20 protein-coding genes and 3 rRNA genes are annotated in these 25,745 nt (G+C 47.9%); 22 read left to right on the forward strand and 1 reads right to left on the reverse strand.

Translation table 11 applies throughout. The features are described 5' to 3' along the window. Positions 1–5 precede the first annotated feature (5 nt). The 15 genes from NLBNIHML_RS17735 to NLBNIHML_RS17805 all read left to right on the forward strand — a co-directional run bounded on the left by NLBNIHML_RS17735 (position 6) and on the right by NLBNIHML_RS17805 (position 14,352). On the forward strand, positions 6–776 hold the full coding sequence (locus NLBNIHML_RS17735) for a type III pantothenate kinase (RefSeq protein ID WP_026081372.1): 771 nt from the start codon (positions 6–8) through the stop codon (positions 774–776). A 73-nt stretch (positions 777–849) separates the two neighbouring features. Next, the gene (gene hslO, locus NLBNIHML_RS17740; protein ID WP_494352439.1) at positions 850–1,770 is read left to right on the forward strand and encodes an Hsp33 family molecular chaperone HslO; all 921 of its coding nucleotides are present in this window, start codon (positions 850–852) and stop codon (positions 1,768–1,770) included. Positions 1,771–1,793: 23 nt separating this feature from the next. Further along, positions 1,794–2,744: a peptidyl-prolyl cis-trans isomerase gene (locus tag NLBNIHML_RS17745; protein ID WP_494352440.1), complete on the forward strand. Its 951-nt coding sequence runs from the start codon at positions 1,794–1,796 to the stop codon at positions 2,742–2,744. 343 nt (positions 2,745–3,087) lie between these two features. Beyond that, positions 3,088–4,026: a cysteine synthase A gene (cysK, locus tag NLBNIHML_RS17750; RefSeq protein WP_339238945.1), complete on the forward strand. Its 939-nt coding sequence runs from the start codon at positions 3,088–3,090 to the stop codon at positions 4,024–4,026. A gap of 139 nt (positions 4,027–4,165) precedes the next feature. Then, positions 4,166–5,776, forward strand: a complete 1,611-nt coding sequence (locus NLBNIHML_RS17755) for an anthranilate synthase component I family protein (protein WP_494352441.1) — start codon at positions 4,166–4,168, stop codon at positions 5,774–5,776. A gap of 49 nt (positions 5,777–5,825) precedes the next feature. Beyond that, positions 5,826–6,401 carry an aminodeoxychorismate/anthranilate synthase component II gene (pabA, locus tag NLBNIHML_RS17760; protein WP_339238947.1) on the forward strand — a complete coding sequence of 192 codons (576 nt, stop codon included), beginning with the start codon at positions 5,826–5,828 and terminating at the stop codon, positions 6,399–6,401. A 1-nt stretch (position 6,402) separates the two neighbouring features. After that, positions 6,403–7,287 carry an aminotransferase class IV gene (locus tag NLBNIHML_RS17765; RefSeq protein ID WP_494352442.1) on the forward strand — a complete coding sequence of 295 codons (885 nt, stop codon included), beginning with the start codon at positions 6,403–6,405 and terminating at the stop codon, positions 7,285–7,287. Next, positions 7,284–8,147: a dihydropteroate synthase gene (folP, locus tag NLBNIHML_RS17770; RefSeq protein ID WP_339258182.1), complete on the forward strand. Its 864-nt coding sequence runs from the start codon at positions 7,284–7,286 to the stop codon at positions 8,145–8,147. Before NLBNIHML_RS17765 ends, folP begins: the two co-directional genes overlap by 4 nt. Before the next feature lie 116 nt (positions 8,148–8,263). Beyond that, positions 8,264–8,626, forward strand: a complete 363-nt coding sequence (gene folB, locus NLBNIHML_RS17775) for a dihydroneopterin aldolase (protein WP_339238951.1) — start codon at positions 8,264–8,266, stop codon at positions 8,624–8,626. Positions 8,627–8,635: 9 nt separating this feature from the next. Then, entirely contained in the window at positions 8,636–9,184 is a 549-nt protein-coding gene (folK, locus tag NLBNIHML_RS17780; protein ID WP_339258184.1) for a 2-amino-4-hydroxy-6-hydroxymethyldihydropteridine diphosphokinase, read from the forward strand. Then, complete coding sequence (locus tag NLBNIHML_RS17785; RefSeq protein WP_339242857.1) at positions 9,145–9,339, forward strand: helix-turn-helix domain-containing protein; 195 nt, start codon at positions 9,145–9,147, stop codon at positions 9,337–9,339. The genes folK and NLBNIHML_RS17785 overlap by 40 nt, the downstream gene beginning before the upstream one ends. A 96-nt stretch (positions 9,340–9,435) precedes the next feature. Continuing rightward, complete coding sequence (gene dusB, locus NLBNIHML_RS17790) at positions 9,436–10,455, forward strand: tRNA dihydrouridine synthase DusB (protein WP_339238953.1); 1,020 nt, start codon at positions 9,436–9,438, stop codon at positions 10,453–10,455. Between the two features lie 245 nt (positions 10,456–10,700). Continuing rightward, positions 10,701–11,180 (forward strand): transcription elongation factor GreA, encoded by a 480-nt coding sequence (greA, locus tag NLBNIHML_RS17795; RefSeq protein WP_076216743.1) that lies wholly within the window; start codon positions 10,701–10,703, stop codon positions 11,178–11,180. Between the two features lie 116 nt (positions 11,181–11,296). After that, entirely contained in the window at positions 11,297–12,808 is a 1,512-nt protein-coding gene (gene lysS, locus NLBNIHML_RS17800; protein ID WP_339238954.1) for a lysine--tRNA ligase, read from the forward strand. A 206-nt stretch (positions 12,809–13,014) separates the two neighbouring features. Then, entirely contained in the window at positions 13,015–14,352 is a 1,338-nt protein-coding gene (locus NLBNIHML_RS17805) for a TrkH family potassium uptake protein (RefSeq protein WP_339258186.1), read from the forward strand. Positions 14,353–14,438: 86 nt separating this feature from the next. Here the strand turns inward: NLBNIHML_RS17805 and NLBNIHML_RS17810 are convergent, their stop codons facing one another. Further along, positions 14,439–15,029, reverse strand: coding sequence for a TetR/AcrR family transcriptional regulator (locus tag NLBNIHML_RS17810; RefSeq protein WP_494352443.1), 591 nt, complete (start codon positions 15,027–15,029; stop codon positions 14,439–14,441). 89 nt (positions 15,030–15,118) lie between these two features. Here NLBNIHML_RS17810 and NLBNIHML_RS17815 point away from each other — a divergent pair, with 89 nt between their 5' ends. From NLBNIHML_RS17815 to pdxT, 7 genes are all read left to right on the forward strand, one after another. Beyond that, complete coding sequence (locus NLBNIHML_RS17815) at positions 15,119–15,670, forward strand: hypothetical protein (RefSeq protein WP_342571541.1); 552 nt, start codon at positions 15,119–15,121, stop codon at positions 15,668–15,670. 436 nt (positions 15,671–16,106) lie between these two features. Further along, positions 16,107–17,658, forward strand: a 16S ribosomal RNA gene (locus NLBNIHML_RS17820). 304 nt (positions 17,659–17,962) lie between these two features. Further along, a 23S ribosomal RNA gene (locus NLBNIHML_RS17825) occupies positions 17,963–20,889 on the forward strand. Positions 20,890–20,965: 76 nt separating this feature from the next. Then, positions 20,966–21,082 (forward strand): 5S ribosomal RNA (rrf, locus tag NLBNIHML_RS17830). Together the 16S, 23S and 5S rRNA genes form the textbook arrangement of a ribosomal RNA operon. A gap of 366 nt (positions 21,083–21,448) precedes the next feature. Beyond that, on the forward strand, positions 21,449–22,906 hold the full coding sequence (gene guaB / locus NLBNIHML_RS17835) for an IMP dehydrogenase (protein ID WP_339304942.1): 1,458 nt from the start codon (positions 21,449–21,451) through the stop codon (positions 22,904–22,906). Positions 22,907–23,322: 416 nt separating this feature from the next. Beyond that, the gene (locus NLBNIHML_RS17840) at positions 23,323–24,711 is read left to right on the forward strand and encodes a D-alanyl-D-alanine carboxypeptidase family protein (RefSeq protein ID WP_339238959.1); all 1,389 of its coding nucleotides are present in this window, start codon (positions 23,323–23,325) and stop codon (positions 24,709–24,711) included. Positions 24,712–25,052: 341 nt separating this feature from the next. After that, positions 25,053–25,643, forward strand: a complete 591-nt coding sequence (pdxT, locus tag NLBNIHML_RS17845) for a pyridoxal 5'-phosphate synthase glutaminase subunit PdxT (RefSeq protein ID WP_494354724.1) — start codon at positions 25,053–25,055, stop codon at positions 25,641–25,643. Positions 25,644–25,745: the final 102 nt, after the last annotated feature.

The following is a 25,745-nucleotide window of genomic DNA, read 5'->3' on the forward strand; positions in this document are numbered from 1 at the left end:
CCTCTTTGATTCTAGTTGTAGACGTGGGGAACAGCAATATGGTGCTCGGCGTATATCAAGGCCGGGAATTGCTGCACCACTTTCGTCTGAGTACATCCCGTCAGTCAACAGTGGATGAATACGGCGTATTGATTTATAATTTATTTCATATGTCGGGTATCAGGGCAAGTGACATCGAAGGTGTCATCATCTCATCTGTGGTTCCGCCACTGGTGAATGTCATCGAAGCGATGTGTGAGAAATATGTAGGCAAAAAAGCTTTACTCGTCGGGCCCGGCATTAAAACCGGCTTGAACTTGCGATATGAGAACCCTCGTGAAGTGGGTGCAGATCGTATTGTGAATGCAGTGGCAGCCGTTGAGAAATATGGCGGCCCTCTCGTCGTGGTCGATTTCGGTACCGCAACGACCTTTGACTGTATTGACGAGAAAGGTCACTACCTGGGTGGAGCTATTGTACCTGGCATTCAGATCGCCACGGAAGCCCTCTATGAGCGGGCATCCAAGCTGCCTCGTATAGAGCTGGAGAAACCTAAAAAGGTCATTGGCCGTAATACTATTCATGCCATGCAAGCAGGTATTATATTTGGCTATGCAGGGCAGGTAGACGGTATTGTAGAACGCATTCGCGAAGAGATGGGTGCGAAACCTAGAGTTATCGCGACAGGTGGTCTCGCTACACTTATCGCAGAAGAAACCCGTAGTATAGAGGAAGTTGATCCGCTGCTTACGCTTGAAGGGCTGCGTATTATATATGAGCGGAACCGGGAAAGGTGAGCATAGAGACGGCATACAGCGGGCTGAGATTACAGCTTAAGTGTTGTGCCGTTTTTTCTGTGTTACGACTATTATGGCGATACGCCAAAGGAGGCTGAATGACTTGGAAAACAACAACAAGCATGACCGGTTAATTCGTGGTACAGCAATGAATGGAAAGGTAAGAGCCTTTGCTATCCAGACTACGGAACTGGTTGAGGAACTACGCAGAAGACATGATACGTTTCCCACGGCTACAGCTGCCATGGGGCGTACGGTTACAACTGCAGCCATTATGGGTGCAATGCTCAAAGGTGAAGAGAAGTTAACGGTACAAGTCAACGGCGATGGTCCAATTGGACAGATTGTAGCCGATGCCAATGCCAAAGGCGAAGTACGAGGATATGTTTCTAATCCACATGTACATCTGCCAAGCAACAGTGTGGGGAAACTGGACGTTGCCGGTGCGGTTGGAACGGAAGGTTTCATTAACATAACGAAAGACCTGGGATTAAAAGAGCCATATCGTGGCAGTGTACCTATTATTTCAGGAGAACTGGGTGAAGACTTCACGTACTATTTTGCTCAATCGGAGCAAACACCTTCTGCTGTAGGCGTTGGCGTGCTCGTTGATACGGATAATTCCGTTATTGTCGCAGGCGGATTCATTATGCAGCTGTTGCCGGGATTGACAGATCAAGAGATCACGGCGATCGAAAATGCTATTAGTGCATTGCCGCCAGTCACGACTTTAATGGAGCAGGGGCTTGAATTGGAAGAGTTGCTTCGCCGATTGTTGCCAGATGTACAAGTAATGGAAGGATTGGATATTCATTTTAGCTGTGAGTGTTCACGTGAGCGGGTAGAGAAGACGCTAATCAGCCTGGGCCAAACGGAGATGGAACAATTAATTGAAGAAGAGGGCCAAGCTGAAGTAGTTTGCCAATTCTGTAATGAAGCTTATGACTTTAATAAAGAACAACTTGAGACCATCCTAGAGCAAGCCAAGAACTGATCTATGCGGGGACGGGATGCGGAATGACAAGACAGGAAAAAGGGTTGTGGACGGCTGTCATTGTCTTGACGCTGGGCATGCTGGTCATGGGTACGGTGATGGCTATGCATGGTCTCAGACAGGGCAAAGACGAGGCAGATGCATCCCATGATGCCAATACGGAAGAAGGAAGCACCGTAGCGACGATCAACGGAGAAGTTATCACGGATAAAGAGTGGACCGATGCGCTGAAAAGACGTTACGGCAGTGAGTTATTACTCCAGATGTTAAACCGTAAAGCGGTATATGCCGAAGCAATTGAACGCAAGCTGATCGTCACACCCCAAGAGATTGCAAGGGAGCTCGCGGCCGCGATGGATGGGTACGATTCGGAGAAAGCGTATTATGACGAAATGAAGTCTCAATTGGGCCTGTCGAAACAGGAGCTTGAATTGGAAGCCGGCTACAGGCTGCTGTTGGAGAAAATCGCAACGATCGGCATACAGATCAAGGATGCAGATATTGAGCATTACTGGACTGAACACCGTGAGGACTACGTTTCCCCCGAGAAATATGACTTGTCCATTATCGTAGTGAAGGAAGAAGAGGAAGCCGATTCCTTACTGGATGTGTTGGAGAAGGGGGAAGACTTTGAAGAAGCTGCCCGCAGGCAATCGACAGACAGCTTCTCTCGTGATGCTGGTGGCAGGCTGGGCTGGATTGAGCGGAATGATCCATTCCAGTCTGAAGAAATTCTTCAACTCGCTGCCGGACTGGATATAGGTAATATTGGTGGTCCAGTTCAAGTGGAAGAGGGCTATGCGATTATCAGACTCAATGATAAAGAAGAACAACAGGTGCAATCGGCCGAAGAGGTCCGTGAGGAGATTCGAATGCAGCTGGCTCTGAGTCAGGCGGATCCCTTGCCACAGGTCGAACAAATGCTGCGTAACAAGTATGAAGCCGTAATCCTGTCCGAGATTCCTGCCTCCTGAAATTTTATGGGAATATGGTCTCGCTCTGCAGCATCTTGATAAAAATACTCTGTCTGCGGTCTTAGGGCCGAAGGCAGAGTATTTTTTTGAGTACTCATATTGACAATGAGGGTTAACGTTGATAAGATGAAAATAATAAATACCTACTCGTTTACTCGGATATAAAAGCTTTACTTTTGAACAAAGAAACTTACGGAAACCTTCACCCTGTCTTGAAATATTAGCAGTAAGGGATGGGAGCAGCAGGATTTCCGCAGTTCTTCTATAACATCCCAGAGGCTATCGGCCGCACAGTATAGTTAACAGGACTCAAGTTTTATTCATCCCTAAGGAGGGCATTCATATGGCTAAAGTAGTTAATAACGTAACAGAACTCATCGGAGGTACTCCGCTTGTTCGTCTGAACCGTATCGTACCTGAAGGCAGTGCTGAAGTATTCGTGAAGCTGGAGTATCAGAATCCAGGTTCAAGCGTGAAAGACCGTATCGCAATTAGCATTGTGGAAGAAGCGGAAAAAGAAGGCAAGTTGAAACCAGGTGATACCATTATCGAAGCAACAAGTGGTAACACGGGAATTGGACTCGCGATGGTGGCTGCAGCCAAAGGCTACAAGTCCGTTATTGTAATGCCTGAGACCATGAGCTTGGAGCGTCGCAACTTGCTTCGTGCGTACGGTGCTGAGCTTGTGCTTACACCTGGAGCTGAAGGTATGAACGGTGCTGTTAAAAAAGCCGAAGAACTGCTGAAAGAAAACCCATCCTATTTCATGGCTGAGCAATTTAAAAATAAAGCCAACGTGAAGATTCACCGTGAAACGACTGGCCCTGAAATTGTTGATGCAATCCAGTCTGTGGGCGGTACGTTGGATGCGTTCATTGCCGGAATTGGTACAGGCGGAACAATTACAGGTACAGGCGAAGTGCTGAAAGAAGCTTTCCCTGGTATTAAAATTGTTGCAGTTGAGCCAGCAGCTTCGCCAATTCTCGCAGGCGGCAAACCAGGACCTCATAAGATCCAAGGAATTGGTGCCAACTTTATTCCTGAGATCCTCGACCAAGAAATTTATGATGAGATCATTCACATTGAGAATGATGATGCATTCGAGACGGCTCGTCAGGTAGCGAAGGAAGAGGGCATCCTGTCCGGTATTTCTTCCGGTGCAGCGATCCGTGCAGGTCTCCAGGTTGCCAAACAGCTGGGTGCAGGCAAACGCGTTGTTGTAATCGTGCCAAGTAACGGTGAACGTTACCTCAGCACACCGCTTTACAACTTCGAAGGCTAAACCTACAAATGACAAAACCAATCCTCCTTGCCCGCTGACGGGTATGGAGGATTTTTGGTGTAATGCTTTTAAAAGGAGCGGCGCTTTAGTATACTATCAGACAATAGAACTAGCGACAGATGGAGGGCGGCAAACCGCAATGACACACCTGATGACAACATACGCCGACTGGATGGAGTGGGCTGAGCAAGGCTGGACCATGATGCCCTATATCACCAAGTCGGATGAGGGGCCGTATCATGGCGGTTTACCGTTATCTTGGGAGGCAGCCTGGGAACAGGCGTCACCCTACGCAATGGTGTTGGAGAATGGCAAAGGCGGAAGATATACATTTCTGGGACTAGACCCCGTATCCGTTATTTCCGGGAAGGGTCAGGAAGCGGTTATTCGTGATGTACCGGAAGGAACCACCTCGACGGACAGCGGCAAGCCGCTTGATGTATTGAAGAGATGGACAGCCCCTTATCGTGCGCCTAAGGTTACTGGGGCTCCAGACTTTGGGGGTGGATACGCAGGTTATCTCAGCTATGATGTAGCGAGATCGTTGGAGAAGCTTCCAGCCTTGGCTGAAGATAACCCGGCTCTGCCGGATTATTGGTGGATGCGTTTTGAAGAAATATGGGCGTATGACCATCAGCAACAGGCACTTTTCTGCATGGTTCATCTGGCTGTAGAGCCTAATCCGAACGAAACCGATGTGCGTGGTCTATATGCAGTAGCCGAAGCGCGGGCGATAGCGATGCAGCAACGATGGCTTCATATAATGGGGGTTGCACAGGCCGAGGAACAAATGCAGGCACTGGAACACCGCAACAAGCAGGTCAATCGTACACCGCAGCCTGAAGATGCGAACAGGGAATCCGAAGGGTGGGCAACCTCCTTCCCACAGGAGGAATTTGAACAGGCTGTACGCACAGTACAGGAATATATCAGACAGGGCGATGTGTTCCAGGTGAATCTGTCCTTGAGACAGGAAAAACGGCTTCATTCGAGCGCTGAGCATATTTATGAATGGTTGCGCCTCGTGAATCCATCACCGTATATGGGTATGCTTCGTAGTCCAGACTTTCAACTGGTAAGCGGATCTCCCGAGTTGCTGGTCAAAGTGGAGAACGGGAAAGTCAGTGCACGTCCCATCGCAGGAACCCGAAGAAGGGGCCGTGATGAGGCAGAGGATAAGGCTATGGCGGATGAACTGCTGGGCAGTGAGAAGGAACGGGCGGAGCATATTATGCTCGTCGATCTGGAACGTAATGATATCGGACGGATTGCAGCCTACGGTTCGGTTCATGTGCCTGAATTGATGACCATCGAGAAGTATTCCCATGTCATGCATCTCGTTTCCCAGGTGGAGGGCAGACTGGCAGAAGGGTTATCCGTATTTGATGTGGTTGCTGCGACATTCCCGGGTGGAACGATTACCGGAGCGCCCAAAGTCCGCACCATGGAGATTATCGAGGAGCTTGAGCCTGTGCGTCGTGGACCTTATACGGGTTCCATCGGGTGGATGGATTACAGTGGAAATATGGAATTGAACATCGTCATTCGTACACTTGCCATTAAGGATGGTATTGGTTATGTACAGGCCGGTGCTGGGATTGTCATTGATTCCGATCCATATCGGGAATACAAGGAATGTCGCAACAAGGCAAGAGCGATGATGAGAGCTGTGAATTACAGCGAAGAGGCAGAAGCAAGTAGAGCTATGGAACAGGAACAAGTAGAGCGAGCCGAAGCCATTAAAAAATAAAACGAAGCAACCGTCACTTGATTGACGGAAGATGAGGAGGAGCAGGCATATGATACTGGTTATCGATAATTACGATTCCTTCACGTACAACCTGGTTCAATATCTGGGTGAACTGGGCGAGACGGTGGAAGTTCGCCGCAACGACGAGATTGATTTGGCAGGCATAGAGACACTGGCACCTGATCATATTCTGATCTCTCCGGGTCCTTGTACACCGAATGAAGCAGGTATTAGCCTGGCAGTCATTGAGCATTTCAAGGGAAGCATTCCGATCTTTGGTGTATGTTTGGGGCATCAGTCCATTGGACAAGCGTTTGGGGGCAATGTCATTCGTGCAGAGCGCATGATGCACGGCAAAACATCCGAGATGCACCATAATGGAACATCCGTATTTGCCGGATTGCCATCCCCGTTTACAGCTACCCGTTATCACTCCCTCATTGTAGAGCGCAGCAGTCTGCCGGACTGCCTGGAGATTACAGCGGAGACAGCTGAAGGTGAAATTATGGGTTTGCGTCACAAAGAATATGCGATTGAAGGGGTTCAATTCCACCCGGAATCCATTATTACAGACCATGGGCATCAGATGCTTCGCAACTTCCTGTCCCAACAGGTGAAGGTATAATATGCAATATGCCGCGATAAACGGAGAGTTGGTCAATATGGCGGCAGCCGTGGTTCCTGTAACGGATCACGGCTTTTTGTACGGACTTGGATTGTTCGAGACGTTTCGGACCTATCGAGGCATCCCTTTTCTGCTGGAAAGGCATCTGGAGCGGATGGCTTCGGGGTGTGAAGAACTGGGCATTCCTTTTACAACGACCGCGGCAGAGATGACAGATTGGATTCAACGTTTGATGCAGGCGAACGGACTTCAGGATGCATACGTCCGATACACGGTATCCGCAGGTGAAGCGCCGCTAGGTTTACCTTCTGGTGATTATTCAAAACCAAATCATATTTTAATGGCAAAAGCATTACCTGAGCCCACTCCCTCTTTATATGAAAGTGGCAAAATGCTTCAAAGGTTGTTTACACCACGCAACACGCCCGAAGGTGAAGTCCGATTCAAGTCACTGCATTATATGAACAGCATTCTGGCGAAACGGGAGCTGAATGCGTATGGGCAGGATGCACAGGGTGCAGAAGGTCTACAATTAACCCGTGACGGGCATGTCGCTGAGGGTATTGTCAGCAATATATTTTGGATACGGGAAAATGTGCTCTACACGCCAGCACTCTCAACCGGCATTCTGCCTGGCATCACAAGAGCCGTGGTGCTTGAGATCGCCACGGAGCAAGGCATTCCTTGCATAGAAACGTTAGCTGCCTGGCAGGATCTCCTGCAAGCAGATGAAATGTTTCTAACAGGCTCGGTTGCCGAACTGGTTCCGGTTACGACTCTGCGGGATCAGGACGGAGTCGTAACGATAATCAGCAACGGACATATAGGCCCGGTTACAACAGTCCTTTTGGGTATGTACCGGCAGAAAGCGGGGTATACTTCATGACACTTACACCTGTCATCTATGAACGGAACTATGCATGGGGGCCAGCTGAGTTGAAGCTGGGTGCAAGAACACAGATTATGGGCATTCTTAACGTCACACCTGACTCATTCTCGGATGGTGGTCGGTATACCAACGTGGAGCGGGCGGTTGCTCATGCCATGCAGATGATGGAGGACGGGGCGGACCTTATTGATATCGGCGGGGAGTCCACACGGCCAGGTTCAAATGTAGTGGGCGCCGATGAAGAGCTGAGCCGGATCATTCCGGTTATCGAAGCATTGCATCAGCAAGCCCCGCACATTCCAATATCGGTAGACACGTATAAGGCCGATGTTGCGCGTCAAGCTATTCTAGCCGGTGCCCATATCATTAATGATGTGTGGGGGGCCAAGGCAGATCCAGATATGGCACGCACGGCAGCAGCACTGGAGTGTCCCGTTATTCTGATGCATAATCGACAGGAACGAAACTATACCGATTATTTGAGTGATGTCGTCAGCGATTTGCAGGAGAGCATACAGATTGCGCTGGGATCCGGTGTAAAAGCAGATCAGATTATCCTGGACCCGGGCATTGGTTTTGTGAAGGATCTCGCAGAAAATCTGAAGCTCATGTCATCGCTCGGTTTACTCAATGAAATGGGTTATCCGGTTCTGCTAGCCACCTCACGCAAAAGATTCATCCAGAACACCCTGGATGTTGGTGCCGATGATGCGCTGGAAGGAACGGCTGCGACCGTTGCCTTCGGCATCGCCCAAGGCTGCCAGATGGTTCGGGTTCATGATGTGAAGTCGATTCGGCGGACGGCAGATATGTGTGATGCCATGTTATACGCTTCTCCAGGTATACGGAGGAAATAATTCTGGCGGGTCAGAGTGACCCGTCCAGTGGAAGCGCAGCGTTTTTATAAGGCGAAGCTAAGGAATAACTTCAAATAGATTAGAATTTCAATATATATAGAGGGCAGGCGGATCGTATGGATAGAATGGTTATGCATCGCATGGAGTATTACGGATATCACGGTGTATTTGCCGAGGAGCGGAAGCTAGGGGCACGTTACTATATTGATCTGGAGATTGACATGGACCTGAGTGAGGCTGGACGTAATGATGATCTGACCAAAACGATCAATTATGCGGAGATCCATGAGCTAGTCAAACAGATTGTAGAGAATAAATCATTCCAGTTAATTGAAGCTTTGGGCGAACATATTGCATCTTCTTTACTAGACACTTATACTATTATCAATGCATTGACAGTCAAGGTGACGAAGCCACATCCGCCATTCGATATTCATTTTGAGGGCGTAACGGTAGAGCTTCGCCGCACAAGAAAGTGAGAACCGATCATGATTGCACATTCGACCTCTGAATCTTCAGAGGCTTATATTGCTTTAGGGGCCAATTTGGGTGACCGGGAAGAGACGTTGCTTGAGGCGTTGTCTTTGCTCGATGAACACCCTCATATATTCGTTCTGCGTTGTTCTTCGCTATATGAGACGGAACCTGTAGGATATGTAGATCAGCCTGCGTTTCTGAATATGGCAGTCGCCGTACAGGTGATGCTGACACCGGAGCAGTTGCTTACGGAATTACTGGATATCGAGAACCGGCTTGGACGTGTTCGTGATATTCGCTGGGGACCGCGCACCGTTGATCTGGATCTGCTCTGGATGCAGGGTGAGACGCGAGATACCGAATTGCTCCAATTGCCTCATCCCCGTATGGGCGAACGGGCTTTTGTACTGGTGCCACTGTCGGATATCGTACCCGAGGACGAGGTTTCAGGTTTGTATACCTTTGTACACGCATCGTTGTCTGTACTGGATGGAAAGGATGGAATACAGCTTTGGAAAACATGCAATTGGCCAATCGAATCCGGGCATTCCGGAAGCTGAAAGGTTTAACACAACATGAACTTGCTGCCGAGACCGGCATCTCGCTGGCCATTCTGGGAACCATTGAGCGGGGGAACCGTAAGGTATCACAGCAAGAACTGGATCGAATTGCTGGTGTGCTGGCAATCAGTATCGAGGAGTTGCAGGGTAACTAGGACCGTTTCGGTTTTGTCATGCTATAACAATAGAGATATCGATCGAACCATAATCGTTGATTTATATAGAATTGTAAAAGGAGTGAAACGACTACCGTGCTTAACATTGGTGGCATTGAAATGAAAAATCAGGTCGTACTTGCGCCGATGGCTGGCGTATGTAATCCGGCTTTTCGATTAATCGCAAAAGAATTCGGAACAGGCCTCGTATGTGCGGAGATGGTGAGTGGCAAAGCCATTGTCCATGGCAACCAGCGTACACGGGAGATGTTGTTTGTAGATGAGCGTGAGAAACCGCTGAGCCTTCAGATTTTTGGAGGAGATCGTGATTCCCTCATAGAAGCAGCCAAGATTGTGGACAAGGAAACGAATGCAGACATCATCGACATTAATATGGGATGCCCTGTGCCTAAGGTAACAAAATGTGATGCAGGTGCACGTTGGTTGCTTGATCCGAACAAGATCTATGAGATGGTATCCGCTGTAGTAGATGCGGTTGAGAAGCCGGTAACGGTCAAGATGCGTATTGGCTGGGATAACGAGCATATCTTCGCGGTTGAGAATGCGCTCGCGGTTGAACGTGCAGGCGGACAGGCGGTAAGTGTACACGGCCGAACACGAGAGCAACTCTATACAGGCACTGCTGACTGGTCACACATCAAAGATGTTAAAGAGGCTGTCTCTATTCCGGTGATCGGCAACGGTGATGTCCATACACCAGAGGACGCACGCCGTATGCTGGATGAAACGGGCTGTGACGGGGTTATGATTGGTCGTGCCGCGCTGGGAAACCCATGGATGCTGTATCGTACCATTCAATACTTAAGCACGGGGGAATTGCTTCCTGACCCGAATGGCGAAGAGAAGATCCGTGTTGCCATCCTGCATATGGATCGTCTGATTGCATTGAAGAATGAGACAGTTGCCGTACGCGAGATGCGTAAACATCTGGCTTGGTATCTGAAAGGCTTGAAAGGATCTGCCCGTATCAAGGATGTTATTATGGAAGGCACCAAGCGGGATGAGATGGTACAGATTCTGGAGAACTTTGTGAGTCAGCTGAAAAGTGAAGGTAATTTGGAGTCAGAACCGGTAATTGCCGGAAGTGCATCGTAATTAAGTCTGTAAAACGTTTACAGCTACAGATGACGTAACATTGACTTTTCGAGATCGTTCCCCTATACTTTCACAGTATAAATTCGCCATGTGCGTTAATTAAAGGCTAGTCATCAGGAGGAATATTCTATTTCTCTGGAGAACTTCATATAGTTTTGAAGATGTATGCGGGCGGAGCTATGTAATTACCACTGATTCCGTTGCCGTACAATCAAATTATTCCCATGACAGGAGAATCGGTTGAGATGAGCGACAAGGAAGTTATCCTTACACCAGAGGGACTTAAGAAGCTGGAAGAAGAACTGGAAACATTGAAATCAGTGAAGCGCCGCGAAGTGGCTGAACGGATTAAGGTAGCCATCGGGTATGGAGATATCAGTGAGAACTCTGAATACGAAGATGCCAAGAACGAACAGGCTTTCATTGAAGGTCGTATTATTACTTTGGAGAAAATGCTTCGGAACGCACGCATTATTAACAGTGATGAGATTGACACCGATGTCGTGAGTGTAGGTGCAACAGTCACTGTGGAAGATTTGGAATTCGGCGACATCACAGAATATACAATTGTAGGTTCTGCTGAATCAAACCCGCTTCAGAACAAGATTTCCAACGAAAGCCCTGTCGGTAAAGCGATCTTGGGCAAGAAAAATGGTACAGTTGTTGATGTAAGTGTGCCTGCTGGCGTAATTCAATATAAAATTGTAGATATTAAAAAGCTATAGTAACGAAGCAGTTGGGCATGGTAAACAAAAGCTTCCTTAGGGAAGCTTTTTCAACATTTGAGGAAGAGTGTCCTCACGCGATGCCTGCAATGTAAATAAGGAGATGAATATAGATCATGACGGATGAAGTCTTGAATCAGGAAACCGAACTTAGCGAGCTTTTACAAATTCGCCGTGACAAATTGGACGAGCTCCGCAAATTGGGAATCGATCCTTTTGGCCAAAAATACGTACGTAACGAAGAAGCCGGCTCCATTCTGAAAAAGTATGAAGAACTGACCAAGGAAGAGCTGGAAGAGAAGCACATCGAAGTCAGTATTGCCGGACGGATTATGGCGAAGCGGGGAATGGGTAAAGCAAGCTTTGCACATATTCAGGACCTGAGCGGCAGAATCCAGATCTATGTTCGTCAGGATACCGTGCCTGAGGACAAGTATGCGGCATTCAGCCTGCTGGACCTTGGCGATATCGTTGGGGTAACTGGCGTAATCTTTAAGACCAAAACAGGTGAAACTTCTGTCAAAGTTAAAGACCTTGAAGTGCTGTCCAAATCGCTCTATCCGCTTCCGGACAAATTCCATGGTCTCACTGACGTGGAGCTTCGTTATCGCCAGCGTTATGTTGACTTGATTATGAGCCCGGACGTACAACAGACCTTTATCGCACGTTCCAAAATCATTCAATCAATGCGTCGTTACCTGGATTCCCTTGGATATCTGGAAGTGGAAACACCTACGTTGCATACCATCGCAGGAGGAGCTGCAGCACGTCCGTTCATCACACATCACAATGCGCTGGATATGGAATTGTACATGCGGATTGCGATTGAGCTTCACCTGAAACGTCTGATTGTTGGCGGACTGGAGAAGGTGTATGAGATCGGCCGTGTATATCGGAATGAAGGTATGTCCACGCGTCACAATCCGGAATTCACAATGATTGAATTGTATGAGGCATATGCCGACTACAAGGATATTATGCAATTGACGGAGAACCTGGTAGCTCATATTGCACAGGAAGTGCTGGGTACGCAAGTGATCCAGTATGGAGACCATGAAGTAGATCTTACGCCGCAGTGGCGTCGTGTTACGATGGTGGATGCAGTTAAGGAAGTTGTGGGCGTAGACTTCTCCGTACATATGACGGATGAGGAAGCACATAACTTGGCGAAGGAACATAAGGTTCCGGTTGAAAAACATATGACATTCGGTCATATTCTGAACGCGTTCTTTGAAGAATTTGTGGAAGAGACGTTGATTCAACCGACATTCATCACGGGACATCCTCTTGAAATCTCACCACTGGCGAAGAAAAACGATGTAGACCCGCGCTTCACGGATCGCTTCGAATTGTTCATCGTTGGACGCGAGCATGCCAATGCCTTCACAGAGCTGAATGATCCAATTGATCAACGTCAACGCTTTGAAGCACAGATGCTGGAGAAAGAACATGGGAACGACGAAGCTCATGAGATGGATGATGACTTCATCCGTGCGCTTGAATATGGTATGCCACCGACAGGCGGATTGGGAATCGGGGTTGATCGTCTGATCATGCTGCTGACCAACTCCCCTTCGATTCGTGACGTACTGCTCTTCCCGCACATGCGTCCTCGTACGCAAGATTAAATAAGGAACGTACCATACGTTCATAATAGAAGAGGAACCTGCGTTCAGTATGATGCTGAGGCAAGTTCCTCTTTAGGTTTACATAGGCGCTTAAAATAATGTTCATCAGAACGTTCTGTTCAAAGCACAACAACAATATGGTGGAACTGCGTCGTGGATTCAAGTTAGACTAACTTGTTCGTATTTTGTTAAAAGAGGTGCCCTTCATGAAGTTCAGGCTTCACTTTGCCAAATTTTTATCTCCCCCGTTAATCCTGGTCGGTGGTTTTCTGCTTATCATTGCGATTGGAACAGTGCTTCTCATGTTGCCAATCTCTAACCAAAGTGGTGAGCATTTGGCGTTTATTGACGCGCTCTTTACATCAACCTCTGCCGCATGTGTGACAGGACTTGTCGTCGTGGATGTAGGGACGACCTTTAATCTGTTTGGTCAGCTCGTCATTATGGTATTAATGCAACTTGGTGGACTCGGTTTCATGACCATAGCTACCCTTTTTGCACTTGTATTGGGCAGACGAATCTCACTCAAGGACAGGCTACTGCTCAAAGAAGCCATTAATGCAGACAGTATGGAAGGGATTGTACGCATTATCCGCAAGGTGTTGATCTTCTCTTTTACCATTGAAGGGGTGGCAGCTGTCATACTGGCGATGCGCTGGGCAACAGAGATGCCATTGGTTCAGGCTATATACTATGGAATATTTCATTCCGTTTCATTGTTTAATAATGGGGGATTTGATCTGTTAGGCAACAGCTTTCAATATTACACTGGAGACTGGATATTCAACCTGATTGCATCCGTGCTCGTTATCTCTGGTGGACTAGGTTTTGTGGTATTAAATGATCTGTTTGAGTATCGCAAACGCCGTCGTCTATCCCTACAGTCGAAACTGGTGCTGTCTGTGTCGGGAGCGCTGATTGGTATAGGAGCAATTGTGTTGTTTGTTTTCGAATTTACCAATGGACATACACTGGCTTCACTCACCTGGAGCGAGAAGATCTATGCATCCTTCTTTCAGTCGGTCTCTACACGTTCGTCGGGAACAAGTACAATCGATATCACGGAGATGAGGCAGGCTACCCAATTTTTCTTCATTCTGCTGATGTTTATCGGGGCTTCCCCGGGATCGACCGGGGGCGGGATCAAGACAACTACATTCCTGATTATGATTGGTGCAGTGTATGCCATGATTCGGGGAGACAAGGATATTGTGTTTTTTCGCCAGCGTGTGCCGAAGGAATTACTGATGAGGGCGCTGACCATTATTATGGTTTCACTGATCATATTCATGATCGTGGTGATGCTTCTGCTTACGACAGAGGATGCGCCATTCCTTTCACTGATGTTTGAAGCTGCATCGGCTATTGGTACCGTGGGTCTTTCTGTCGGAGTGACGGATGAGTTGACCAATTGGGGAAAAATCATTATTACCGTTACCATGTTTGTAGGTCGTATTGGGCCATTAACCATCGCGTATGCTCTTCGTCCGCGCAAAGAGAAGAAACTGTATCGTCATCCGGAGGGCCGGATCATTATCGGATAAAAAGAAAAACCGCCAGACATTCAGAACTAACTCCCGTTATCGTAACAGGGCTTGGTCATAACGAATGTGCTGCGGTTTTTTTTGGTTTAACGGCATAAGGAGGCAAGATGCACACCAAGGATATCATCCATGAGTTTGGCATTCATCTGATCGGGTCTAAGCACCGTATGGATACCCAAGCCATCCACGAGTGCATACAATCTCTCGATCTCAAGTTTAATATCAAGATCTGGTCTCGTGAGATCATGTTCGATCAGGTGAGTGATAACATAGCCTACAGCTTGTCTGAGTGCATCATACACTGTATCGGCAAGTTCTTTGAGCGTAGCATCGGTTTTGGATCTGGCTGTAAAAGCGTACCACACCTCCATTTCGGCCAGTTTTTCATCTGTGTTTGGTAATAACTCGAGTAATAAACATTTCATATTATCCTTGGGAGATCCGGTGAAGGACATGTGTTGGATTCGATTGGATACCCGCTCGGATACCAGATTCATGGCATATAGTAATAGTTCTGACTGTGTAGAAAAGTAGTGACGCATCGAACCAACCGAAATTCCTGCTTCTTCAGCGATATTCCGAACAGAGGCTTGTTCCATACCATCTCTTCGTATAATACGCCAAGCTGCTTCGGCCACGAGCACACGCTGTTTATCATGATCAACAATTTTAGGCATATGAACATTATATCATTGTTGATTATTATGATACAAATGTGCTAAATTATATTTAATACAATCGTATTATAAAAAAAGGGGGCTAACAGATGATTGGTTATTTCATTATAGGATGTGAGATTGCCTTTTGGGTGTTTGTGTTTGCGGGTCTAAGTGTCAGGTATCTTCTTGGCATGAAAAGGTTAGGCATTGGTTTGTTGATGGCTACACCAATAGTGGATCTGTTGTTGCTGGTGGCCACTGTGATAGATCTTCAGCGTGGAGCTACAGCGAGCATGATTCATGGTATTGCTGCGGTGTATATCGGAGTAAGTATCGCCTATGGTCATCAGATGATCGCTTGGGCGGATCGATATTTCCTGTATTGGTTCAAAGGCGGAGAGAATCCTCGTAGCAACAAGTTATATGGAAGGGAGCATGCACGTCATGAGCGTAATGGATGGTTTAGACATCTTTTGGCTTGGGCAATAGGTAGTGCATTTCTATTCGCCATGATATGGTGGATTGGGGATGCTGAACGTACAGCCGTCTTCTATAATCTGATTAAAATGTGGGGAATCATAATCGGAATCGATTTTATAATAAGCTTTAGCTATAGTTTATGGCCAAGAAAAGTTCCTGCTAGGAATGTTAAACAATAAAATCAAGTGGAACGCGCATAAGAATCTGCTACATTGGGAGGGCACTCTATATTCGTTTAGGACGTATCATTTCGGTAACTATAAAATTTGAAAAAAAGACTTGCAATCAAAATCTGTACATGTTATATTCTAATTCCGGCCAAGAAAACACGGTTTACACGGTTCGGCAAGCAAATCAAATAAGCTTCGAAAGAAACTTAAAAAAAGAGCTTGCAAAGTTGGTTCGGATGTGATAAGATATAAAAGTTGCTGAAGAGAACGACATTCGGTAACGGAACAAGTTTGATCTTTGAAAACTGAACAACGAGTGAGTAAACATTCTGCTTGCAGAATGAACGCGAAAGTTGAAACAAGCCTTGGCTTGGATCGACTGGAGCACAATTGAGATTTTTAATCTCGTCAGATTCAAAATGAGCTTATCGCTCTTTTCAATACTTTATTGGAGAGTTTGATCCTGGCTCAGGACGAACGCTGGCGGCATGCCTAATACATGCAAGTCGAGCGGAGTTGATAAGAAGCTTGCTTCTTTGATGCTTAGCGGCGGACGGGTGAGTAACACGTAGGCAACCTGCCCTCAAGTTTGGGACAACTACCGGAAACGGTAGCTAATACCGAATAGTTGTTTTCTTCGCCTGAAGGAAACTGGAAAGACGGAGCAATCTGTCACTTGGGGATGGGCCTGCGGCGCATTAGCTAGTTGGTGGGGTAACGGCTCACCAAGGCGACGATGCGTAGCCGACCTGAGAGGGTGATCGGCCACACTGGGACTGAGACACGGCCCAGACTCCTACGGGAGGCAGCAGTAGGGAATCTTCCGCAATGGGCGAAAGCCTGACGGAGCAATGCCGCGTGAGTGATGAAGGTTTTCGGATCGTAAAGCTCTGTTGCCAGGGAAGAACGCTTGGGAGAGTAACTGCTCTCAAGGTGACGGTACCTGAGAAGAAAGCCCCGGCTAACTACGTGCCAGCAGCCGCGGTAATACGTAGGGGGCAAGCGTTGTCCGGAATTATTGGGCGTAAAGCGCGCGCAGGCGGTCATTTAAGTCTGGTGTTTAATCCCGGGGCTCAACCCCGGATCGCACTGGAAACTGGGTGACTTGAGTGCAGAAGAGGAGAGTGGAATTCCACGTGTAGCGGTGAAATGCGTAGATATGTGGAGGAACACCAGTGGCGAAGGCGACTCTCTGGGCTGTAACTGACGCTGAGGCGCGAAAGCGTGGGGAGCAAACAGGATTAGATACCCTGGTAGTCCACGCCGTAAACGATGAGTGCTAGGTGTTAGGGGTTTCGATACCCTTGGTGCCGAAGTTAACACATTAAGCACTCCGCCTGGGGAGTACGGTCGCAAGACTGAAACTCAAAGGAATTGACGGGGACCCGCACAAGCAGTGGAGTATGTGGTTTAATTCGAAGCAACGCGAAGAACCTTACCAGGTCTTGACATCCCTCTGATCGATGCAGAGATGTATCTTTCCTTCGGGACAGAGGAGACAGGTGGTGCATGGTTGTCGTCAGCTCGTGTCGTGAGATGTTGGGTTAAGTCCCGCAACGAGCGCAACCCTTGATCTTAGTTGCCAGCACTTCGGGTGGGCACTCTAAGGTGACTGCCGGTGACAAACCGGAGGAAGGTGGGGATGACGTCAAATCATCATGCCCCTTATGACCTGGGCTACACACGTACTACAATGGCCGGTACAACGGGCTGTGAAGCCGCGAGGTGGAACGAATCCTAAAAAGCCGGTCTCAGTTCGGATTGCAGGCTGCAACTCGCCTGCATGAAGTCGGAATTGCTAGTAATCGCGGATCAGCATGCCGCGGTGAATACGTTCCCGGGTCTTGTACACACCGCCCGTCACACCACGAGAGTTTATAACACCCGAAGTCGGTGGGGTAACCGCAAGGAGCCAGCCGCCGAAGGTGGGATAGATGATTGGGGTGAAGTCGTAACAAGGTAGCCGTATCGGAAGGTGCGGCTGGATCACCTCCTTTCTATGGAGAATCGTTTCCCGAGTGGAAACATTCAAATACGCAGCTTAGCTGCAAACTACTCACTCGTTGCTCAGTTTTGAGAGCTCAAACTCTCAAACAGCTTGCTTTTGCATGGAGCTTGTTCTTTGAAAACTAGATATCGAAACGAAAGTAAATGCGAATTAGAACATTCCTTTTTAGCTGAACTTGTGTAAACAAGTTTCAATAAAAACGGTAGATTGCTGGAGCGAGTGATCGAAATGGAGCGACTTTTGGATTTGCGCAAGCAAACCAAGCGGAGCGACAGCTCGAACACGAGCGCAATGGTTAAGCTACTAAGAGCACACGGAGGATGCCTAGGCGCTAGGAGCCGATGAAGGACGTGGCGAACAACGAAACTGCCTCGGGGAGCTGTAAGCAAGCTTTGATCCGGGGGTGTCCGAATGGGGAAACCCAGCTGGGGTAATTTCCAGTTACTCATAACTGAATACATAGGTTATGTAGAGGCATACCAGGGGAACTGAAACATCTAAGTACCCTGAGGAAGAGAAAACAATAGTGATTCCGTCAGTAGCGGCGAGCGAACGCGGAGAAGCCCAAACCAGAGAGCTTGCTCTTTGGGGTTGTGGGACGTCTCACATGGAGTTACAAAGGAACCGGTTAAGCGAAGAGGTCTGGAAAGGCCCGCCAAAGAAGGTAAAAGCCCTGTAATTGAAAGTCTGTTCCCTCCGAGACGGATCCCGAGTAGTGCGGGGCACGTGAAACCCCGTATGAATCCGGCAGGACCATCTGCCAAGGCTAAATACTTCCTAGCGACCGATAGTGAAGCAGTACCGTGAGGGAAAGGTGAAAAGCACCCCGGAAGGGGAGTGAAATAGAACCTGAAACCGTGTGCTTACAAAAAGTCAGAGCCCGTTTTAGGGGTGATGGCGTGCCTTTTGTAGAATGAACCGGCGAGTTACGTTCCCGTGCAAGGTTAAGGTGAAGAGCCGGAGCCGCAGCGAAAGCGAGTCTGAATAGGGCGACATAGTACGTGGACGTAGACCCGAAACCGGGTGATCTACCCCTGTCCAGGGTGAAGGTGCGGTAACACGCACTGGAGGCCCGAACCCACGCACGTTGAAAAGTGCGGGGATGAGGTGGGGGTAGCGGAGAAATTCCAATCGAACTCGGAGATAGCTGGTTCTCCCCGAAATAGCTTTAGGGCTAGCCTCGGAAAACAGAGTCGTGGAGGTAGAGCACTGATTGGGTGCGGGGCCCGCAAGGGTTACCAAGCTCAGTCAAACTCCGAATGCCATAGACTTACTTCCGGGAGTCAGACAGTGAGTGCTAAGATCCATTGTCAAAAGGGAAACAGCCCAGACCATCAGCTAAGGTCCCCAAGTGTGTGTTAAGTGGGAAAGGATGTGGAGTTGCACAGACAACCAGGATGTTGGCTTAGAAGCAGCCACCATTGAAAGAGTGCGTAATAGCTCACTGGTCGAGTGACTCTGCGCCGAAAATGTAACGGGGCTAAACACACCACCGAAGCTATGGCTTGATGCTTTGCATCAGGGGTAGGGGAGCGTTGTATAAGGGTTGAAGGTGTACCGTAAGGAGCGCTGGACATTATACAAGTGAGAATGCCGGTATGAGTAACGAAAAGATCAGTGAGAATCTGATCCGCCGAAAGCCTAAGGGTTCCTGAGGAAGGCTCGTCCGCTCAGGGTAAGTCGGGACCTAAGGCGAGGCCGAAAGGCGTAGTCGAAGGACAACAGGTCGAAATTCCTGTACCACCGTAAGCCGTTATGAGCAATGGGGGGACGCAGTAGGGTAGTGACGCGGACTGATGGATGTCCGTCTAAGCAGTGAGGCTGATGTGTAGGCAAATCCGCACATCATTAAGGCTGAGCTGTGATGGGGAGCGAAAATTGTAGTAGCGAAGGTCATGATCTCACACTGCCAAGAAAAGCCTCTAGCCAGGTGAAGGTGCCCGTACCGCAAACCGACACAGGTAGGCGAGAAGAGTATTCTAAGGCGCGCGGAAGAACTCTCGTTAAGGAACTCGGCAAAATGACCCCGTAACTTCGGGAGAAGGGGTGCCCCGGTAGTGTGAATAGCACGAGGGGGCCGCAGTGAAAAGGCCCAAGCGACTGTTTAGCAAAAACACAGGTCTGTGCGAAGCCGTAAGGCGAAGTATACGGGCTGACGCCTGCCCGGTGCTGGAAGGTTAAGGGGAGTGGTTAGGAGTAATCCGAAGCTGTGAACCGAAGCCCCAGTAAACGGCGGCCGTAACTATAACGGTCCTAAGGTAGCGAAATTCCTTGTCAGGTAAATTCTGACCCGCACGAATGGCGTAACGACTTGGGCGCTGTCTCAACGAGAGATCCGGTGAAATTTTAATACCTGTGAAGATGCAGGTTACCCGCGACAAGACGGAAAGACCCCATGGAGCTTTACTGCAGCTTGATATTGAATTTGGGTACGATCTGTACAGGATAGGTGGGAGCCTTTGAAGCGTGAGCGCCAGCTTGCGTGGAGGCAACGTTGGGATACCACCCTGATCGTATCTAGGTTCTAACCTGGTACCGTAATCCGGTGCGGGGACAGTGTCAGGTGGGCAGTTTGACTGGGGCGGTCGCCTCCTAAAGAGTAACGGAGGCGCCCAAAGGTTCCCTCAGAATGGTTGGAAATCATTCGAAGAGTGCAAAGGCATAAGGGAGCTTGACTGCGAGACCTACAAGTCGAGCAGGGACGAAAGTCGGGCTTAGTGATCCGGTGGTACCGCATGGAAGGGCCATCGCTCAACGGATAAAAGCTACCCTGGGGATAACAGGCTTATCTCCCCCAAGAGTCCACATCGACGGGGAGGTTTGGCACCTCGATGTCGGCTCATCGCATCCTGGGGCTGAAGTAGGTCCCAAGGGTTGGGCTGTTCGCCCATTAAAGCGGTACGCGAGCTGGGTTCAGAACGTCGTGAGACAGTTCGGTCCCTATCTGTCGTGGGCGTAGGAAATTTGAGAGGAGCTGTCCTTAGTACGAGAGGACCGGGATGGACGTACCGCTGGTGTACCAGTTGTTCCGCCAGGAGCACCGCTGGGTAGCTATGTACGGACGGGATAAACGCTGAAAGCATCTAAGCGTGAAGCCCCCCTCAAGATGAGATTTCCCAGTATGTAAGACCCCTTGAAGACGACGAGGTAGATAGGCTGGGGGTGGAAGTGCAGCAATGCATGGAGCTGACCAGTACTAATCGGTCGAGGGCTTATCCAATAGCAAGTGATAGTTCGCATGTTTCGTTTCGAATCTAGTTTTCAGAGAACAACAACTCTGAAATGTAAGCACCGCGTTTGGTGGCGATGGCGGAGGGGTTCCACACGTACCCATCCCGAACACGACCGTTAAGCCCTCTAGCGCCGATGGTACTTGGACCGCAGGGTCCTGGGAGAGTAGGACGCCGCCAAGCAAAGAACCACTGCCGATGTTATTCGGTGGTGGTTTTTATTTATATACAAATGAGTACTTGAGGTATAAAAAAAGCCTGAAAACGGAAACTTTGTATCCTAAATGGCTCAATAGAAATAAACGTCGGTTGATTTGTGCAGACATTTATAGGTTATATTTTTTTAACTTGTCCGCACGAGAAAAACAGTTGTATTCATCAGGCAATACACCTAATATAACCAAGTACTTTTCCTTGACAGTCTAAATATCGCTTTGCTAAGATGGCAATAATAAATTTTTCAGAAAACGTATTTTCGGCGTAAAATACAGCCTGGAATCTTCGGGTTTTGGACCGTAAAGCTGAGCAACCATAAGGAGGAACACTTGCGTGTGGGAAGATAAATTTGGTAAGGAAGGCCTCACCTTTGATGATGTATTGCTAGTGCCACGGAAATCCGAGACACTGCCTAAAGAAGTAGATGTATCTATTCGTTTAAGCGACACTGTGAAGTTAAATATTCCTTTGATTAGTGCAGGAATGGATACGGTAACTGAAGCGACTTTGGCTATTGCCATTGCACGTGAAGGCGGTATCGGTATCATTCATAAAAATATGTCTGTTGAACAACAGGCTGAAGAAGTAGATCGGGTTAAACGTTCAGAGAGTGGTGTAATTACGAATCCATTCTCACTCACAGCAGATCATCTGGTATCTGATGCTGAAGAAGTTATGGCGAAATATCGGATCTCCGGCGTACCCATTATTGAAGGAGATCAGAAGCTGGTTGGTATTTTGACCAACCGTGATTTGCGTTTTATCCATGATTACGGTATCAAAATCAGCGAAGTTATGACTCGTGAGAATCTGGTTACCGCTCCTGTAGGTACTACATTGCAAGAAGCTGAAGGTATCCTTCAGAAACATAAGATTGAGAAACTTCCATTAGTTGATGAGACGAACACGTTGAAAGGTCTTATCACTATTAAAGATATTGAGAAAGCCATTCAATTCCCTCATGCAGCCAAAGATGCTCAAGGTCGTCTGTTGGTTGGTGCAGCGATTGGTATCTCCAAGGACACCTTTGAACGTGCGGATGCTTTGGTACAAGCTGGTGTCGACTTGATTACGGTAGACTCGGCTCACGGACACCACATTAATATCATTGAAGCAGTACGTCAGCTTCGCGAACGCTTCCCTACCCTGACCATCGTTGCAGGTAACGTGGCTACTGGTGAAGCTACTCGTGACCTGATTGAAGCAGGGGCTTCGGTAGTCAAAGTGGGTATTGGTCCAGGGTCGATTTGTACAACACGTGTAATTGCTGGTATTGGTGTACCTCAAGTAACGGCAGTGTACGATTGTGCAACAGTGGCACGTGAATATGGAGTTCCGATTATTGCGGACGGCGGAATTAAATATTCTGGTGAAATTACGAAGGCACTGGCTGCAGGTGCACACGCGGTTATGTTGGGAAGTTTGTTTGCCGGTACAGCGGAAAGCCCGGGGGAAACTGAAATTTTCCAAGGACGTAGCTACAAAGTTTATCGCGGTATGGGTTCAATGGCTGCGATGAAACAAGGTAGTAAAGATCGTTATTTCCAAGATGATGACAAGAAACTGGTTCCAGAAGGAATTGAGGGTCGCGTCGCTTACAAAGGTCCATTGTCTGATACGATTCACCAACTGATTGGTGGTCTGCGTTCCGGTATGGGTTACTGCGGTACAAGCAACCTGGAGCAGCTTCGGAACGATACTGGTTTTATTCGTATTACAGGTGCAGGCCTGCGTGAAAGTCATCCACATGATGTACAGATTACAAAAGAAGCACCTAACTACTCGTTGTAATCGGAAGAGAGTTAATCATTTCCAGGACAGGCTCGGTGATTTTCACCGGGTCTGTCTTTTTTTGCAGATACCCCTGTGATAGAATAGAACAAGCGGTGACGATCCATGGATGGATTAAGGCGTTGCGGCGGCTATTTGACGTGAATCTATGAATATGGTTTCGAAAAGCAAATGCAGTGCAAGAAAAGGCTGCCAGCCAAACAGAAGCGCGGACGTCCTTTTACATAAGCATTCGCAAAATGCGGACTAAGTGACAATCGATAACGAACTTTAGGAGCAATAATATTGCTCGTTCGATACAGCGCATATAGCACACATCTCACACATCAAACATGCAGGTTAGGGAACAAGAAAATCGCAGCATAAGCTGCACTGAAGCAATTAACAATGCTTTGGATCGAAGGGAGTATTCATCATTGAAAGCCAAACACATGAATAAGAAGAAACGCCAAATGCTCAAAAAGAGCGTAGCCTCGGTAATGCTAATTAACATGCTTTGCATGTCTGCAGTAATGCCAGTCATGGCTGCTGCGAACGACTCCGGGCAGGTCCTGACTGCTGCAGCAACAACAACGAAGACGGAGAAAGCTGTACAGGTACCTGGGGTAGACTCATTGGGGCTTGAGGTTAGGTCAGCCGTTCTCATGGAGGCATCAACGGGTCAGATTTTGCTCAATGTCGATGCGGATAAAGCTATGCCACCTGCCAGCATGACCAAAATGATGACAGAGTACATTGTCGCTGAACAAGTTAAACAAGGTAAACTCGGCTGGGACGATATTGTAACTGTTAAAAAGAATGCTGCACAAAGTGTCGGATCACGTATTTTCCTTGCTGAAGGGGACCAACACACAGTTAAGGATCTCTATATTGCTATGGCTGTTGGGTCTGCTAATGATGCTACGGTCGCTTTGGCTGAACATGTTGCAGGTTCGGAAGAAGCTTTCGTGAAAATGATGAATGATGAAGCGAAGCGTATGGGCATGAAGGATACGTTCTTCATCAACTCATCCGGTCTCGATCGAGCAGATATGCCTGCCGATTTCCGCCCAGCTGAAGACAAGGAAACAGTCATGTCCGCACTGGATGCTGCAATTCTATGCAGATATATCATCATGGATCACCCAGACTACAAAGATTTTACAACCATTCAATCCTATAAGTTCCGTCCCAATGATAAAGCCCCAATTATCAATTATAACTGGATGCTGGAAGCGAATAAAAATATAACCAATTTCAAAAGCTATGCCTATGAAGGTCTGGATGGAATGAAAACAGGCCATACCACGAACGCAGGTAATAACTTTACAGGTACAGCCGAACGTAACGGTATGCGTCTAATTAGTGTTGTTATGGGCACAGATTCGGAATCCGCACGTTTCAGAGAAACTAAAAAGGTATTGGACTTTGGATTTAACAACTTTGAAGTGAAGCAGGCTGTCGCAGGCAAAACCAAAGTGACGGGCTGGGAAGCTGTACCTTTGAAAAAAGGTAAAGAAACAACTGTTCCTGTCGTAACAGATAATGCGGTAAGTTTCGTTGTACCCAAAGGTACTCAGAACCTGGATGTGACGTTCAAAGCCAACGTAACTGAGGCTGACAAGCTGGTAGCACCAATCAAGGCAGGTACGAAGGTTGGTACAGTAACGTATACGTACAAAGCAGATGGAATTGAGCCTCAGGAAAAAACAGTGAACTTGATCACAGCGGAAGAGGCTGATAAAGGCGGATGGTTCCGTTTGTTCTTCCGAGCTGTTAAAGATTTCTTCGTCGATCTCTTTGACGGGATCAAAAACCTGTTCTAGTTTATAGGATACTTCTTGTAAAAGAGTATGATCGTGAATTGGATGATATGTGGTTATATCATTGCCAAAATACAAGTTATTCGACCGGATGGATTGTATATTTACAATTTTTCCGGTAAAATATCAAGTTAGAATTCACGTATAATGAGGCGGAAAATTCCAAGGTTTTTTTACCTGGTGGAGTGGGTTAACTGCTCTATATAAGGTAATGAACGACACATACATTACGGGCCGAAGTGTCCAAGTATCTTGGAGCACCAATGAAGGGCATAGAGATATCCAAACTTGCACCTTCCGAGCGTATGCAAGATCGCGGCTGGTATGAGAAGGGGAATGTGCAAATGAAGATCGGCGTATTAGCGCTTCAAGGGGCTGTCACAGAGCATATACGGAGTATTGAACGCGCTGGAGCAGAAGGTGTTGCTATCAAACAGGTTCAGCAATTGCATGATCTGGATGGTCTTATCCTTCCTGGCGGGGAAAGTACAACGATTGGCAAACTGATGCGTAAATATGGGTTTATGGATGCCATTCGAGCGTTTGCTGCTGACGGTAAACCGGTATTTGGTACCTGTGCAGGCTTAATCGTTATGGCTAAGCACATCACGGGACAGGAAGAGGCCCATTTGGAGTTAATGGATATGACTGTATCCCGAAATGCATTTGGACGGCAGAGAGAAAGTTTTGAAACAGACTTGCCGGTCAAAGGCATCGAGGAAACGGTGAGAGCTGTGTTTATCCGGGCTCCCTTGATTGAGCGTGTTGGAGAGCAGGTAGAGGTACTCTCTACTTACAATGATGAGATTGTTACAGCTCGTCAGGGACATTTGCTGGCTTGCTCGTATCATCCGGAGTTAACGGATGACTATCGTCTGCATGCTTATTTTGTAGACATGGCCAAGTCCTACAAACACGCGGTAGACCCTAAATAGTGTATGATGTACAACCTATGATCTCCCGGTCATCGGATCACTTCCCCAGCAGCCTTGTAAGGCCGCTGATTGGCAGTTGCATCTGAACGGATGCCTGATGTT

The organism is Paenibacillus sp. JNU01 (assembly GCF_059130585.1).